The 15,104-nt window shown below is 57.0% G+C and carries 12 protein-coding genes and 2 tRNA genes; 6 read left to right on the top strand and 8 right to left on the bottom strand.

The features are described from left to right. Positions 1-104 precede the first annotated feature (104 nt). The gene (blaACT, locus tag HBA26_RS17935; RefSeq protein ID WP_049138506.1) at positions 105-1,250 is read right to left on the bottom strand and encodes an ACT family cephalosporin-hydrolyzing class C beta-lactamase; all 1,146 of its coding nucleotides are present in this window, start codon (positions 1,248-1,250) and stop codon (positions 105-107) included. Between the two features lie 132 nt (positions 1,251-1,382). Between blaACT and ampR the strand changes: the two genes are divergently transcribed. Next, positions 1,383-2,258: a LysR family transcriptional regulator AmpR gene (gene ampR / locus HBA26_RS17940; protein ID WP_126346004.1), complete on the top strand. Its 876-nt coding sequence runs from the start codon at positions 1,383-1,385 to the stop codon at positions 2,256-2,258. Between the two features lie 29 nt (positions 2,259-2,287). Here the strand turns inward: ampR and frdD are convergent, their stop codons facing one another. The 4 genes from frdD to frdA are packed head-to-tail and all read right to left on the bottom strand — an operon-like array spanning position 2,288 to position 5,581. Then, on the bottom strand, positions 2,288-2,647 hold the full coding sequence (frdD, locus tag HBA26_RS17945) for a fumarate reductase subunit FrdD (protein WP_000609653.1): 360 nt from the start codon (positions 2,645-2,647) through the stop codon (positions 2,288-2,290). Between the two features lie 10 nt (positions 2,648-2,657). After that, the gene (frdC, locus tag HBA26_RS17950; RefSeq protein WP_028015239.1) at positions 2,658-3,053 is read right to left on the bottom strand and encodes a fumarate reductase subunit FrdC; all 396 of its coding nucleotides are present in this window, start codon (positions 3,051-3,053) and stop codon (positions 2,658-2,660) included. A gap of 10 nt (positions 3,054-3,063) precedes the next feature. Next, a complete protein-coding gene (locus HBA26_RS17955; protein ID WP_041911494.1) occupies positions 3,064-3,798 on the bottom strand; it encodes a succinate dehydrogenase/fumarate reductase iron-sulfur subunit in 735 nt (244 codons plus the stop codon). After that, entirely contained in the window at positions 3,791-5,581 is a 1,791-nt protein-coding gene (gene frdA, locus HBA26_RS17960) for a fumarate reductase (quinol) flavoprotein subunit (RefSeq protein WP_028015241.1), read from the bottom strand. Before frdA ends, HBA26_RS17955 begins: the two co-directional genes overlap by 8 nt. Before the next feature lie 310 nt (positions 5,582-5,891). Here frdA and epmA point away from each other — a divergent pair, with 310 nt between their 5' ends. Continuing rightward, positions 5,892-6,869 carry an elongation factor P--(R)-beta-lysine ligase gene (gene epmA, locus HBA26_RS17965; RefSeq protein ID WP_041911493.1) on the top strand — a complete coding sequence of 326 codons (978 nt, stop codon included), beginning with the start codon at positions 5,892-5,894 and terminating at the stop codon, positions 6,867-6,869. 198 nt (positions 6,870-7,067) lie between these two features. Further along, positions 7,068-8,567: a glutamate/gamma-aminobutyrate family transporter YjeM gene (gene yjeM, locus HBA26_RS17970; RefSeq protein WP_048999794.1), complete on the top strand. Its 1,500-nt coding sequence runs from the start codon at positions 7,068-7,070 to the stop codon at positions 8,565-8,567. 37 nt (positions 8,568-8,604) lie between these two features. On the opposite strand, the gene mscM is transcribed toward yjeM, so the two are convergent. The 3 genes from mscM to rsgA all read right to left on the bottom strand — a co-directional run bounded on the left by mscM (position 8,605) and on the right by rsgA (position 14,066). Continuing rightward, positions 8,605-11,928 (bottom strand): miniconductance mechanosensitive channel MscM, encoded by a 3,324-nt coding sequence (gene mscM, locus HBA26_RS17975; protein ID WP_028015244.1) that lies wholly within the window; start codon positions 11,926-11,928, stop codon positions 8,605-8,607. A 19-nt stretch (positions 11,929-11,947) separates the two neighbouring features. Continuing rightward, positions 11,948-12,916 (bottom strand): archaetidylserine decarboxylase, encoded by a 969-nt coding sequence (asd, locus tag HBA26_RS17980; protein WP_028015245.1) that lies wholly within the window; start codon positions 12,914-12,916, stop codon positions 11,948-11,950. Between the two features lie 97 nt (positions 12,917-13,013). Then, complete coding sequence (rsgA, locus tag HBA26_RS17985; RefSeq protein WP_032644955.1) at positions 13,014-14,066, bottom strand: small ribosomal subunit biogenesis GTPase RsgA; 1,053 nt, start codon at positions 14,064-14,066, stop codon at positions 13,014-13,016. A gap of 107 nt (positions 14,067-14,173) precedes the next feature. Between rsgA and orn the strand changes: the two genes are divergently transcribed. The 3 genes from orn to HBA26_RS18000 all read left to right on the top strand — a co-directional run bounded on the left by orn (position 14,174) and on the right by HBA26_RS18000 (position 15,103). Continuing rightward, on the top strand, positions 14,174-14,719 hold the full coding sequence (gene orn, locus HBA26_RS17990; protein ID WP_028015247.1) for an oligoribonuclease: 546 nt from the start codon (positions 14,174-14,176) through the stop codon (positions 14,717-14,719). 196 nt (positions 14,720-14,915) lie between these two features. After that, positions 14,916-14,991 (top strand) — tRNA-Gly (locus tag HBA26_RS17995). Positions 14,992-15,027: 36 nt separating this feature from the next. Beyond that, positions 15,028-15,103, top strand: a tRNA-Gly gene (locus HBA26_RS18000). Position 15,104: the final 1 nt, after the last annotated feature.

Consider the following 15,104-nt stretch of genomic DNA (forward strand, 5'->3'; position numbering starts at 1 on the left):
GGAGTTTCCTTACTGTTTTTTGTTAAGTGTAGATGACGGCAAGGAAAATGTGGTTTTTGTGCGGTGTGTTTCGCCGGGTAAGCGCAGCGCTACCCGGCAATGTTTTACTGCAGCGCGTCGAGGATACGGTATGCCGCCTCAACTCGCGCCGGGTTCGGATAGCTTTTATTCGCCAGCATCACAATGCCGAGCTGCTTTTCAGGAATAAAGGCCACATAGCTGCCAAACCCGCCGGTGGAGCCCGTTTTGTGCACCCATGAGGCCTTAACCGGGGGAACGGGTGGACTCACTTCTCTCGCAGGCAACGGTGCCAGCGCCACCTTGTTATCACTGCCTCCGACGACGGTTTTGGCATCGACCGGCCAGTTAAGCATCTCCCAACCTAACCCCTGATACATGGCACCCACGCGCCAGTAGCGAGACTGCGCCAGCGTAATGCCTTGCTTCAGGGACGAATCCTGCAGTGCGTCAGGGGCCATATTGGCCATCACCCAGCTCGCCATATCCTGCACGTTGGTTTTCACGCCATATGCCTCTGCGTCCAGCATGCCCGGTGAAACGTGGACCGCTTTACCGTCACGATATCCCCAGGCGTAATGCGTCTCCTCCGCTTTCGGGACGTTTATCCAGGTATGATCCAGCTTGAGCGGCTTAAAGACCCGCGTCGTCATGGCCTGCTCATAGCTCATGCCGGAAGGTTTGACCGCCAGCGCGCCAAAAAGACCGATGCTGGAGTTGGCGTAAAGACGCGTTGTGCCCGGCTTCCACTGAGGCTGCCAGTTTTGATAGAAGCGCAGCAGGGAAGCGTTATCTGTGACCTCATCGGGCACCTGTAAAGGCAGGCCACCGGCGGTGTAGGTTGCCAGATCCAGCATGCGAATCCCTTGCCACTGCTTGCCGGTCAGATCAGGCCAATATTTGGTTACCGGATCGCCCAGCGAAATTTCGCCGCGGGCAATAGCATCGCCCCCCAGCACGCCGGTGAAGGTTTTACTTATAGAGCCCAGCTCGAACAGGGTTTGCGGGGTGACGGGTTTGTTCGCCGCGATATCGGCCTTTCCAAAGGTAAAGTAATGTGGCTGGCCCTGATAAATCACGGCCACCGCCATGCCTGGAATACCCTGCGCTTTCATCAGGGGCGTAACGTTGCGTTCTACCACGTCAGCCAGCTGTTTTTCCGACATCGGCGCGGCGAGTACAGAGCAGGATGTGCTGAGCAGCAGGGCGCAGCAAAGGAATTTTTTCATCATCAATTATCTTCCATAATAGCAGGTCAAGGGAGTGTCCGGGCCCGGCAGACCGCTGTAGTCTGTTGGATTTGACTATGGCTGACAAACGGTTAAATTTAGCATGAGCTGTTAATTTTTCTAACGGATGGAACAATGACCCGCAGCTATCTTCCGCTTAATTCGCTTCGCGCCTTCGAAGCGGCCGCCCGGCACCTCAGTTTTACGCATGCCGCGATAGAGCTGAACGTCACCCATTCCGCCATCAGCCAGCACGTTAAGGCGCTGGAGCAGCATCTGAATTGCCAGCTGTTTGTCCGCGTCTCGCGCGGCCTGATGCTGACAACCGAGGGGGAAAATCTGCTGCCGGTGCTGAATGATTCATTCGATCGTATCGCCGGAATGCTGGATCGCTTTGCCAGCCAGCGCGCTCAGGAGAAGCTAAAAATTGGCGTAGTAGGGACTTTCGCCACGGGTATCCTGTTCTCTCAGCTCGCGGACTTTCGCCGCTGTTATCCGCATATCGATCTTCACCTTTCCACCCATAACAACCGCGTCGATCCGGCTGCTGAAGGGCTTGATTATACGATCCGCTACGGCGGTGGGGCGTGGCACGGCACCGAGGCGCAATTCCTGTGCCCTGCGCCGCTGGCGCCGCTTTGCTCGCCCGAAATCGCCGCCGTGCTCCAGTCTCCGGCCGACATCCTGAAGTTTACCCTGCTGCGCTCTTACCGACGCGACGAATGGTCGGCGTGGATGCAGGCGGCAGGCGAGCATCCTCCGTCGCCAACGCACCGGGTGATGGTGTTTGATTCGTCTGTCACCATGCTGGAAGCCGCACAGGCAGGTATGGGCATTGCCATTGCGCCTGTCGATATGTTTACCCATTTGCTGAACAGCGAGCGCATCGTGCAGCCGTTTACAACGCAAATTGATCTGGGCAGTTATTGGTTAACGAGACTGCAGTCGCGGGCTGAAACGTCCGCAATGCGTGAATTTGCCCAGTGGCTGGTGGCAAAGATGCAGAGATAAAAGGCCCGCCGGATGGCGGGCCAGAAGCGTCAGATAGTGACAACGGCAATCAGCGTCACCACGGTCAGGATGGTTGCCAGCCCGTAGAACACCCATTTACCGCTCGGCACATGGATTTTCAGGTCATGCATCGCATGGTGAATGCGGTGCAGGCCGCACCACAGTGGCAGGACGATCATCAGGAAGATGAACACGCGGCCAATAAAGCTGCTCGCAAACGCCAGCACGCGCTCGTAGCTCAGCGCATCGCCCGGAAACAGCCCCAGCGGCAGCATAATGCCGACCAGCAGGATGATCACCGGGGCGATGATGGCACTCCACATGCCGCCTGCGCCAAACAGGCCCCAGAAGACCGGCTCGTCAGAACGTTTTGGATTTGGATTGATCACAGTAGTCTCCTTACCAGAACAGTGCGACAAACAGAATGACAACCGTGACCAGGATCGTCACTGCCCATAGCCCTTTAATGACTGGCTCCGGCCCCATTTTTTCGTCTTTAATGATGATGTTTGCCGCTTTTGGCGCCAGCTCAAACCAGGTTTTGGTATGAAGTAGCGCCGCCGCGAGCGCGATCAGGTTCAGAACCACGATGATTGGGTTTTGCAGGAAACCGACAAAGTTCGCCCAGGTTTCCGGCCCGTGTTTAAGGGCAAAAACGCCATACATTAACTCAAGGCTGAACCAGACCGCCGGGACCGCCGTGCCTTCACGCAGCATATAGAAGCGATAAAACGGCAGGTTTTTCCACCAGGTGGACGGCACAGGCCGCACGTAGGCTTTGCGTTTAGTCGTCATCATGCACTCCTTAGCGTGGTTTCAGGGTAGCGATAAGAAAGTCTTTCGAGCTTTCCACTTTACCCTGCTGAATTGCGGCGGCCGGGTCGACGTGCTTCGGACAGACTTCGGAGCAGTAGCCCACAAACGTACAGGTCCAGACGCCGTTCTGGCCGTTTAGCTGCGCCATACGTTCTTTTTTGCCGTGGTCGCGGCTGTCTTCGTTATAGCGGTGCGCCAGGGTAATGGCGGCCGGGCCGATGAACTCCGGGTTCAGGCCAAACTGAGGACAGGCGGCGTAACACAGGCCGCAGTTGATGCAGCCGGAGAACTGATGGTATTTCGCCATCTGCGCCGGCGTCTGGGTGTTCGGACCCTGGTCCGGCGTGCGCGGGTTGCCGATGATGTACGGCTTAATCGCTTCCAGGCTTTCGATAAAGTGGGTCATATCGACCACCAGATCGCGCTCGATTGGGAAGTTGCCCAGCGCTTCAACCTTAATGCCTTTGGTGTAGTCACGCAGGAAGGTTTTACAGGCCAGCTTCGGCACCTTGTTGACCATCATGCCGCAGGAGCCGCAGATCGCCATGCGGCAGGACCAGCGGTAGCTCAGGTCCGGCGCCAGGTTGTCTTTGATATAGCCGAGCGCATCCAGGAGGGAGGTTTGCTCGTCATAAGGCACTTCGTAGAAAGCGCTGTGGGGGGCGGTATCCACTTCCGGGTTGTAGCGCACCACTTCAACTTTCAATTTTTGCATCTCAGCCATTCGCCTTCTCCTTCTTCTCGGCGGCTTCTGCTTCTGCGCCATACACGCGTTTAGCCGGTGGCAGCGTGGTGATTTTCACGTCGCTGTAGTCCAGACGCGTGGTGCCATCCGCATCGCGCCAGGCGAGAGTGTGTTTCAGGAAATTGACGTCGTCACGTTCGGTGCAGCCTTCGTCCAGACGCTGGTGGGCGCCGCGAGACTCTTTACGCGCCAGCGCAGAGTGCGCCATACATTCCGCGACGTTCAGGCCGTGGCCAAGCTCAATGGTATAGAGCAGGTCGGTGTTGAAGACGCTGGAGGTATCAGTGATGCGCACGCGCTTGAAGCGCTCCTGAAGCTCCGCCAGCTTGTCGACGGTTTTCTGCATCAGTTCCGGCGTACGGTAGATACCGCAGCCTTCTTCCATCGACAGGCCCATCTCGTCGCGGATCTTCGACCAGTTCTCGTTACCTTCCTGGTTCACCAGATCCTTCAGGCGTTTTTCAACGTCTGTGACCTGCGCATCCAGCGCCGCACCGTTTGCTTCGCCTGCGGTCGCCGCACGCTCCATGGCGCGCTCGCCCGCCATGCGGCCAAAGACGACCAGCTCTGCCAGCGAGTTAGAGCCCAGACGGTTGGCGCCGTGCAGGCCGACGGAGGAACACTCGCCCACCGCGAAAAGCCCTTTAATGCGGGTTTCACACTGCTGGTCGGTTTCAATCCCGCCCATGGTGTAGTGCGCGGTTGGGCGTACCGGTATCGGCTCTTTCACCGGGTCGACGCCCACGTAGGCTTTTGCCAGTTCGCAGATAAACGGCAGACGCTCCAGCAGTTTCTTCTCGCCCAGGTGACGCAGGTCGAGATAGACCACGTCGCCGCGCGGCGTTGAGATGGTGTTGCCCTTGCGCCACTCGTGCCAGAAGGCCTGAGAAACTTTGTCGCGCGGGCCGAGCTCCATGTATTTGTTCTTCGGCTCGCCGAGCGGGGTTTCCGGGCCCATGCCGTAATCCTGCAGATAACGGTAGCCGTTTTTGTTGACCAGAATACCGCCTTCACCGCGGCAGCCTTCCGTCATCAAAATGCCGGAGCCCGGCAGGCCGGTTGGGTGATACTGCACAAACTCCATATCGCGCAGCGGCACGCCGTGGCTCAGCGCCATGCCCATCCCGTCGCCGGTGACGATGCCGCCGTTGGTGTTGTAGCGATAGACGCGACCCGCACCGCCCGTTGCCATCACCACCGCATTGGCGCGGATCTGGACGAGCGTGCCTTCCATCATATTCATCGCCACCAGGCCACGTGCATGACCGTCGTCGACCAGAATGTCGAGGACAAAATGTTCATCGAAGCGCTGAATTTGTGGGAACTGAAGGGAGGTCTGGAAGAGGGTGTGCAGCATGTGGAAGCCGGTCTTATCGGCGGCGAACCAGGTGCGTTCGATTTTCATGCCACCGAAGCGGCGGACGTTAACGCTGCCGTCCGGGCGGCGGCTCCACGGACATCCCCACTGCTCGAGCTGGGTCATCTCCGTTGGGCAATGGTGCACGAAGTAGTCAACGACATCCTGTTCGCAAAGCCAGTCGCCCCCTGCAACCGTGTCGTGGAAATGGTATTCGAAGCTGTCATGATCCTGCGCGACGGCGGCGGATCCTCCTTCTGCTGCCACCGTGTGGCTGCGCATCGGATAGACTTTTGAAATCAATGCGATTTTAGCGTTCGGATTGGCTTGTGCCGCAGCAATTGCAGCGCGTAATCCAGCCCCGCCAGCGCCTATTACGGCAAGATCGGCTTGAAAAGTTTGCACGACATTCCTCCAGATTTTTGTTTTCCCGCAATGCGATGAACTAAAGGACGTTCACCTGCCCGAACGGGCGATTGCGGAAGCGATTCCACTGCTCCTTTATGGGTATAACAGTATAACCGCGTAGATGTGAGGGAAATTTGACGTGTTCGATTTTTTTGCTGTTCTGTGCGGTGATTTATCATCGTGATTGATGAATTGCATCACAGAATAATCCACATAAATGAAATACGCGTTTTTACTGCGCAAAATTTGTCTCTGCCACTGCTAACGAGTAGACTTCGTGCCCTTGTCTGAAATCGGAGAAAAACTCATGAGCGAAACGGCCACCTGGCAGCCGAGCGCATCCATCCCAAATCTGTTAAAACGCGCCGCAATTATGACGGAGATCCGCCGTTTCTTTGCCGACCGCGGCGTCCTGGAGGTGGAAACCCCGTGCATGAGTCAGGCAACGGTAACGGATATTCATCTGGTCCCGTTTGAAACCCGTTTTGTTGGCCCAGGCCACTCCCAGGGCATGAATCTGTATCTGATGACCAGCCCGGAATATCACATGAAGCGCCTGCTGGCGGCGGGGTGTGGTCCGGTGTATCAGCTGTGCCGCAGCTTCCGTAATGAAGAGATGGGGCGTCACCACAACCCGGAATTCACCATGCTGGAGTGGTACCGCCCGCACTATGATATGTACCGCCTGATGAATGAGGTGGACGATCTGCTGCAGCAGGTACTGGACTGCTCAGAAGCCGAAACGCTCTCCTATCAGCAGGCCTTCCAGCGCCATCTGGAAATCGATCCGCTGTCGGCGGACAAAGCCCAGCTGCGTGAAGTGGCGGCAAAACTGGATCTGAGCAACGTGGCGGATACCGAAGAGGATCGCGACACGCTGCTGCAGCTGCTGTTCACCTTCGGCGTGGAACCGCAGATTGGCAAAGATCGCCCGACGTTTGTCTATCACTTCCCGGCAAGCCAGGCGTCTCTGGCGCAGATCAGCACCGAAGATCACCGCGTGGCAGAGCGTTTTGAGGTTTACTACAAAGGCATCGAGCTGGCGAACGGCTTCCACGAGCTGACCGACGCGCGCGAACAGCAGCAGCGTTTCGAGCAGGACAACCGTAAGCGCGCCGCGCGCGGTCTGCCGCAGCAGCCGATTGATGTTAACTTGCTGGAAGCGTTAAAAGCAGGCCTGCCGGATTGCTCCGGCGTGGCGCTGGGCGTGGATCGTCTGGTCATGCTGGCGCTGGGCGCCGAGCAACTGGGCGATGTGATTGCCTTTACGGTCGATCGCGCCTAAAGAATGGCCGGGTGGCGCTGTCGCTTACCCGGCATATAGTACCTGTGGCAATATTCCTTTCCATTTCTTCTCCGCAACATTAAAAACTGCCATTTTCTCTGTACACGGGTCTTTTTCTTAAATTGCCTCGTATAGCCACAATATTAGTCTGGTCATCTGCTACCATCCGCGCAGTTTAATTCCTCTTCGGATGGTTATATGTCCCAGTCACTCAAAAAGATGACCCTCACCGGGCTCATTCTGATGATTTTTACGTCAGTTTTTGGCTTTGCCAACAGCCCGTCGGCTTTCTATCTGATGGGCTACAGCGCGACGCCGTTTTATATCGTTTCTGCTCTGTTCTTCTTTATCCCGTTTGCGCTGATGATGGCGGAGATGGGCTCGGCTTACCGGAAAGAAGAGGGCGGTATCTATTCATGGATGAACAACAGCATCGGCCCGCGCTACGCGTTTATCGGCACGTTTATGTGGTTCTCCTCCTACGTCGTCTGGATGGTCAGCACGGCGGCCAAAGTCTGGGTGCCGTTCTCCACGTTTCTTTTCGGCGCGGATAAAACGCAGGTCTGGTCTTTAGCCGGGCTGAGCTCCACGCAGGTGGTCGGGATTCTGGCGGTGTGCTGGATGGTGGTGGTGACGCTGGTGGCGTCAAAAGGCATCAACAAAATTGCCCGGATCACCGCCGTTGGCGGTATTTCCGTGATGTGCCTGAATCTGGTGCTGCTGCTGGTGAGTATCGCCATTCTGTGCCTGAACGGCGGACACTTCGCGCAGGAGGTGAACTTCGTTTCATCGCCTAATCCGGGCTATCAGTCCGGGCTGGCCATGCTCTCCTTCGTGGTATTTGCCATTTTTGCCTACGGCGGTATTGAAGCGGTAGGTGGGCTGGTCGATAAGACCGAGAACCCGGAAAAAAACTTTGCCAAAGGGATTATTTTTGCCGCCATCGTCATCTCCATCGGCTATTCGCTGGCGATTTTCCTCTGGGGCGTTAGCACTAACTGGCAGCAGGTGTTGAGTAACAATACCACTAACCTCGGGAACATCACCTACGTGCTGATGAAAAGCCTGGGAATGACGCTGGGTAACGCCATGCACCTGACGCCGGAAGCATCGGCCACCATGGGGATCTGGTTTGCGCGCATTACCGGCCTGTCGATGTTCCTTGCCTATACCGGCGCGTTCTTCACGCTAATCTATTCGCCGCTGAAAGCAATCATCCAGGGTACGCCAAAAGCGCTGTGGCCGGCACGCATGACGCAGCTCAATACCGCAGGCATGCCTGCCAACGCCATGTGGATGCAGTGTCTGCTGGTGTGCGTGTTCATTCTGCTGGTGTCATTTGGCGGTGATACCGCGTCTGCGTTCTATAACAAGCTGACCCTGATGGCGAACGTGTCGATGACGCTGCCGTACCTGTTCCTGACGCTGGCGTTCCCGTTCTTTAAGGCGAAGCGGGATCTTGAGCGTCCGTTTGTGATCTTCAAAACCCGCGCGGCAACGCTGCTGGCGACCACGGTGGTGGTGCTGGTCGTGGCGTTTGCCAACATCTTTACCGTTATTCAGCCCGTGGTTGAGGCGAACGACTGGAACAGCGCGCTGTGGATGGTCGGTGGGCCAGTCTTCTTCTCGCTACTGGCGATGGGAATTTATGAGAATTACCGCCGGCGCTCAATGGCGTACGTCACGGAAGTGGCGTAGCGGTAAAATGCCCCCCCCGAAAGGGAGGGGAGAACGATTACAGACTTCCCGCCGGGCGCGATCTTGCCGCCGACGTGAGCGTTTTACCCATCTTGCGTCCGTCCATGCTTTCCAGACGCATCTGGAACGGTGGGAACGGCATATCAATACCATGCTCGCGGAAGCCCGCCAGAATTAGCTGGTGGATCTCATGGCGCAGCGGCATGCGGTGCCCCATTTCGGCGGCGTAGATACGCAGTTCGAAAATCTGGATCCCCTGCTGTAAATCAACCAGGAATACTTCCGGCGCAGGGTTATCGAGCACCAGCGTACAGCGTTCAGCGGCGGTGTAGAGGATCTGCGTGACCTCTTCACTGTTGGCATCCGACGGCGCCGGTACCGTCAGCACCACGCGCGTAACGGAGTCCGACAGGGACCAGTTGATAAACTGCTCGGTAATAAATGCCTTGTTCGGCACGATGATCTCTTTACGGTCCCAGTCGCTGATCGTGGTGGCGCGGGTGTTGATCTTCGTTACGCTCCCGGTCAGATCGCGGATCGTCACCGTATCGCCAATGCGAATCGGCTTTTCAAACAGGATGATCAGGCCGGATACAAAGTTAGCGAAAATCTCCTGCATGCCAAAGCCAAGGCCAAACGTCAGCGCGGCCACCAGCCACTGCAGTTTAGACCACTCAATACCAATCATTGAGAACCCGACCATTCCACCAAACAGCAGTATCAGGTATTTCGTAATGGTCGTAATGGCGTATCCCGTGCCGGGGGTTAAATCCAGATGCTGCAGCAGCGCCAGCTCCAGCAGTGCCGGGAAGTTACGCACCAGCTGGGTGGTGATGATCAGCACCAGAATCGCAATCAGCACCGCGCCTAAGGTGATCGGCTCCAGGCTTTCAACGCCCTGCACCGTGGACGTCACGTCCCACAGAGAGATGTTCTCCAGGAAGCCAAACGCGGAATGAATTTCCGACCACAGGAAGATCACCGACAGAAGGGCAATCAGCATCAGGAGGGAGCGCACCAGGCGCAGAGACTGGGTACTGATGGCATCCAGATCCAGTTCGACCTCGTCCGCATCCATCGTGCCTTCCGTGCTGTTGACATGGGTTGGCTCTTCCTCGCCACGGGCACGCTGAGCGAGGATCTCTGCCCGGCGATGCTTGGCGCGGTCAAAGGCCAGACGGCGGCGCTGGATCAGCATCCCGCGCCGGATCACGTGATACACCACCAGCAGCAGGAACCAGATCGCCACCGACGTTTCTAGTCGCGCCAGCAGCGCCTGCGAGGTTGCCAGGTAACCTACCGCCGCTGCCAGCATCGCAATCAGAGGAGCGCTCAGCAGCAAATTCCAGAGCAGCCGGTTGAACATGTTGTCGCCGCTGCCGGATTTATCCAGATAGAGCGGTATCCCCGCGCGTTTCAGGCTGAGCGTGACGATGGCCAGCGCGCCGCAGATCAGCATAAAGCAGAGGCGCCCCAGCGAGCCTGAGAATTCCCGGTCGTTGAGATTATCAAACATGATCAGCGCCATTATCAGCGGCACAATCAGCCCGATGCTCATCAGGTAATAGCGCATGGCGCGCGCCACGCGGTTACGAGGCCAGCCAAAGTGGGCGATGAACAGGCCGTTAGGCCGCGCGAACGTCGCGCAAATCATCACCACCCACAGCAACGGTACCGTGGCGGTGACACCATCGCCAATGGCGACCGCGAGCGGATAGGGCCAGGCTTCCCGCAGGCCATAGCCAAGCGTCATCCACAGCACCGGTAGCGGAGACGCGACGAGAATCGACCAGAACACGGTGCGCAGCGTCAGCCAGAAGTGATCCTGAGTGACTTTCCCCACCCGCGCGCTGGAACGCTCCAGGAAGCGGGTGAAATGTCTGCGCGAATAAATGCTGAAGCCCACCAGAACCAACGCGCCCAGCAGCGGGAAAATCGTCTCTTTACTGGTCAGCATCATCACGCTGGCCTGTCCGAGCTGGCTAAAGGTGTCGAGGGAAATCAGGCGGCGCAGATCCTGAACGATCTCAATTGGCCACGAGAAGGTCATTGGACGTACGTCGGATGTCCAGAAGAGATAACGGTGCGTAGCCTCGTTCACCTCTTTCAGCGCGTCTTCCAGCTGGCTGTTAGAGACCTTGAGCTTAGTCAGTTCCAGAATCAGCGTATCCCCGCCCTGCAGCAGGGAGTTCAGCAGTTCGCGCTGGGTGCGCAGCTGGGCTTCCAGAATACGGTTTTGCTCGCTGGTCAGAGGTTGTCCGTCAGCCTGACGGATCTGGCGTATTTGCGGCTGCTTATTGAGAAGATCTTCAAAGTGCAGTCGCTGCACGCGCAGCTGGGCCATCTCGGTATCCAGCTGCTGCGGTTTCGGCATTTCCGGCAGGCGCGCGACCTGGGCGCGTAACGCTTCGCCCAGCAGGTTTGATGACCCGAGCCACTGGGACTGCTCGCGCAGGGTGTTGAGCGCCTGGCGCACCTGCAGGGTTTGATTCGTCGCCTGACGCTGCTGGGAGGCAACCAGATCCATACGCTGCGCCTGCTGATTCAGGGCGGCAGAAAGCTCGCGGTTGACCTTAAACTGATCGACGATACCTTCCGGCAGATTGGCGCTGTTTTCCGCCAGCAGCTCGGTGCTTTCAAGCGCTCGCTCGGCTTCGCGCTGGCGCTGGCTGTTAAGCAAATTACGCAGGGCCTGAAGGTACGCATCCAACTGCTCGCTCTGCTTCTGAGCGAGTTCAGAGCGCATCCGCGCCAGCTCCTGGCGGTTGTTGGCGGAAAGCTGCGCCAGCTCCAGCTCATCCACAAGGGCCTTCAGACGGGCAGATTCCGCCTGCAGACCCAGATTTTGCGCCTGAGCCTGCGGCGTGTTGCCGCTTTGCGTACCCACGCGGCGCTCAACGTCGTTAAGCTGGCGGCGGGCGTCGGTTTGCTGCTGCGGAAGCTGGCTGAGGGAGTCGGCAATTTCACGCGCTCGCTCCTGCTCCTGCTGAGCCTGGCGGCTCTTTTCCAGGAGCTGGCTGCTGACCTGCAGGATTTCCTGGTTCAGGGCGTCGGTGGTCATGCCTTCCGGCACTTCGCGGGGCTCATCGCGCAGATTAGCGAGCTGCGCGCGCAGCGTTTGCGAGAGTTTAGGGAAGTTGTCGATAACCTGCTGATACTGCTGAGCGCGCTCAAGCGAGCCTTTCCGCTCTTCAAGCGCGTTCAGTGCGGACTGGAGTGACTCAACGGTCTCTGGCTGAGCGGGTTTAGCCGCTTTCGCCTGCTCCAGCTCCTGGGTTATCTGTTTGGCGTCGGGGGCTGTCGCTGCGTACGCCCCCATGCTGAGGCACCAGGCCATCAGTAGAACGATAATCGGGCGCACGTCAGCGATCCTTCTTTTGTTAGCCTTCGTCTTTTTTGTCGTCAACCAGCGGGCTGGCGTCGTGCTCGGCGTCGATCTCTTCTTGCGGCAGCGGAGCAGGTTCTGCATCCGGCGTCACGAAGGTTTCGGTAGAGACCGCCAGCGGCTGACCCAGTTTGGTGACCGACAGGCTTTCGAGCTGCTCAGCCAGCTTCACTTTGCCCGGCGCAAACAGGTTGATGACGGTAGAGCCCAGCTTGAAGCGACCCATTTCCTGGCCTTTCAGCAGGGCGACAGAGCCTTCTTCTTCACCGGCAGGCCACGTCCAGCGCTTGATCACGCCTTCACGCGGCGGGGTAATGGTGCCAGCCCAGACGGTTTCGATGCTGCCGACAATGGTCGCGCCAACAAGAATCTGCGCCATAGGGCCGAATTCAGTATCGAACAGGCAGATGACGCGTTCGTTACGGGCAAACAGGTTCGGTACGTTTTGCGCGGTCAGGTGGTTCACGGAGAACAGATCGCCCGGCACGTAGATCATCTCACGCAGGATACCATTACACGGCATGTGTACGCGGTGGTAGTCGCGCGGTGACAGATAGGTGGTGGCAAAGGTGCCGTTGCGGAACAGGTCCGCCATCAGGTAATTGCCCGCCAGCAGCGCTTCCAGGCTGTAGTTATGGCCTTTCGCCTGCAGGATTTTGTCGTCTTCGATGTTACCCAACTGGCTGATCACGCCGTCTGCTGGCATCACCAGGACGTTAGGGTCGGTGTTCAGCGGGCGCACTTCGTCGCGCAGCGGGCGCACGAAAAACTCGTTGAACGTGCGGTAGCTGGCGGTGTCCGGCTTCTGCGCTTCTTTCATGTCGACCTTGTAATACTTAACGAAAAGGTCGATGACCAGTTTGGTCAGCCAGCCCGCGCGTTTGCTTGCGCCCCAGCCCGCCAGGCGAGTGAGCCACAGTTTTGGCAGAATGTATTGAAGCGAAAGTTTAAATGCGTTTAACAAGGTAGCCTCCAGGCCATTGTTTTGTCGTTCCTGATCCGGCAGTAAGCCGCCGGAACCTGAAAAAAGGGGACGATTTTAGCGATGCTTAGCTTAGTTGTCAGTTATCAGAATCAGAAAAGTTTTTACGCGTTTTTACCTGATCCATGCTCTCAAGAATGCGGTGGTAATTCTCGAAGCGGGTCTCCGCGATTTCACCTTTCTCAACCGCTTCGCGGATAGCGCAGCCTGGATCGTTATCGTGTTTGCAGTCGCGGTATTTGCAAGCGCCTAAATAATCATGGAATTCGACAAATCCATTAAAGATTTGTTCCGGCTCAAGATGCCATAAACCGAATTCACGCACGCCCGGTGAGTCGATCACATCGCCGCCGTGAGGGAAATGATAGAGACGTGAGGCGGTGGTGGTGTGCTGGCCCAGACCCGAGACGTCAGACACATCGTTAGTGAGGATCTCCTGCTGGAGGCCGAGAAGGTTGTTTAGCAGGCTCGATTTCCCCACGCCGGACTGACCCGCAAAGATGCTGATGCGATCGGTAAGCGCCTCTTCCAGCGGTTTCAGTCCGTCTTTGGTGTAGCTGGACACCATCAGAACGCGGTAGCCAATCTTGCGGTAGATATCCATCTGCTCATTAACGAAAGCCATGCCTTCGTCATCCAGCAGATCGATTTTGTTCAGCACGATAATCGGTTCAACCTGCAGCGTTTCACAGGCGACAAGGTATCGGTCGATAATATTGAGCGAAAGTTCGGGCAAAATCGCCGATACGATGACAATCTGGTTAATGTTGGCGGCTATCGGCTTCACCCCGTCGTAAAAATCGGGACGGGTTAACACGGACGTACGCTCATGGACCGCTTCAACGATACCTTTTACCGTAACGCCCTCTGCCGCCTCTTTACCCGGTCGCCAGACGACGCGGTCGCCGGTCACCAGAGAACGAATGGTCCGGCGAATGTTACAGCGGTGGATTTCGCCATCGGCGGATTCCACGTCGGCGTGCATACCGAAACGGCTGATGACTACGCCTTCCGTTGGTTCGCCAAACAGGTTGTCGTCGTAATCGACCTTCTCCGAAGTGGTTTTAAGACGGCGCTGATGATTGGCATTCACGCGGCGCTGCTGCCCTTTGGAGAGTTTATTTTTACTCAATCGCACTGGCTCCTGGTCGCCCGTAAGGGGCAAAACCTCTATGATACACTCTAATTAATACTAGTTAACCTGCTACTGCCGGTTATGCGAGAAGGGTGGAAAATAACATGAGCGCGGATGAAAACAACCTGATTTGGATCGATCTCGAAATGACCGGGCTGGATCCCGAGCGCGATCGCATTATTGAGATTGCAACTCTGGTGACCGATGCCAACCTGAATATCCTTGCCGAAGGGCCAACGATTGCGGTGCATCAGTCCGACGACCAGCTTGCGCTGATGGATGAGTGGAACGTGCGTACCCACACCGGCAGCGGTCTTGTCGAGCGCGTGAAGGCGAGCACGCTGGGCGATCGCGAGGCGGAACTGGCGACGCTCGAATTTCTGAAGCAGTGGGTACCAGCGGGTAAATCGCCGATCTGCGGGAACAGCATCGGTCAGGATCGTCGTTTCCTCTTCAAGTACATGCCGGAGCTGGAGTCTTACTTCCATTACCGCTATCTGGACGTGAGCACCCTGAAAGAGCTGGCGCGCCGCTGGAAACCTGAAATTCTGGACGGCTTTAAAAAACAGGGTACGCACCAGGCGATGGACGATATCCGCGAGTCCGTGGCGGAACTCGCGTACTACCGCGAAAACTTTATTAAGCTGTGATTTTGAGATCCGGCACCTTGCGTGGCTGGGTTTTTGTCGTTAAATTGTTCAGATTGCCGATTAAATAAGCACTTGAACTGAATTTCGAAAAAATCACTTTAAGGGGGGTTGCAGCTAAAAGGATTTCTCGTATAATGCGCCTCCCGTAACGACAGAGAATTACACGTTACGACAGCAACAAAAGCAGTACAGATTTGCGGGAATAGCTCAGTTGGTAGAGCACGACCTTGCCAAGGTCGGGGTCGCGAGTTCGAGTCTCGTTTCCCGCTCCAAAATTTGAAGGTGCTTCTAAAGCACGGACCACCCAAGCGGGAATAGCTCAGTTGGTAGAGCACGACCTTGCCAAGGTCGGGGTCGCGAGTTCGAGTCTCGTTTCCCGCTCCAA

The sequence above is a fragment of the Enterobacter sp. 725m/11 genome, from assembly GCF_011683705.1.
In the GTDB taxonomy this organism is placed as follows: domain Bacteria; phylum Pseudomonadota; class Gammaproteobacteria; order Enterobacterales; family Enterobacteriaceae; genus Enterobacter; species Enterobacter bugandensis.

Excerpts from the sequence above, each read along its gene's own strand:
- ampR (WP_126346004.1), top strand. The coding sequence starts at position 1,383 with ATGACCCGCAGCTATCTTCCGCTTAATTCGCTTCGCGCCTTCGAAGCG.
- blaACT (WP_049138506.1), bottom strand. The coding sequence starts at position 1,250 with ATGATGAAAAAATTCCTTTGCTGCGCCCTGCTGCTCAGCACATCCTGC.
- epmA (WP_041911493.1), top strand. The coding sequence starts at position 5,892 with ATGAGCGAAACGGCCACCTGGCAGCCGAGCGCATCCATCCCAAATCTG.
- frdC (WP_028015239.1), bottom strand. The coding sequence starts at position 3,053 with ATGACGACTAAACGCAAAGCCTACGTGCGGCCTGTGCCGTCCACCTGG.
- yjeM (WP_048999794.1), top strand. The coding sequence starts at position 7,068 with ATGTCCCAGTCACTCAAAAAGATGACCCTCACCGGGCTCATTCTGATG.
- orn (WP_028015247.1), top strand. The coding sequence starts at position 14,174 with ATGAGCGCGGATGAAAACAACCTGATTTGGATCGATCTCGAAATGACC.
- HBA26_RS17955 (WP_041911494.1), bottom strand. The coding sequence starts at position 3,798 with ATGGCTGAGATGCAAAAATTGAAAGTTGAAGTGGTGCGCTACAACCCG.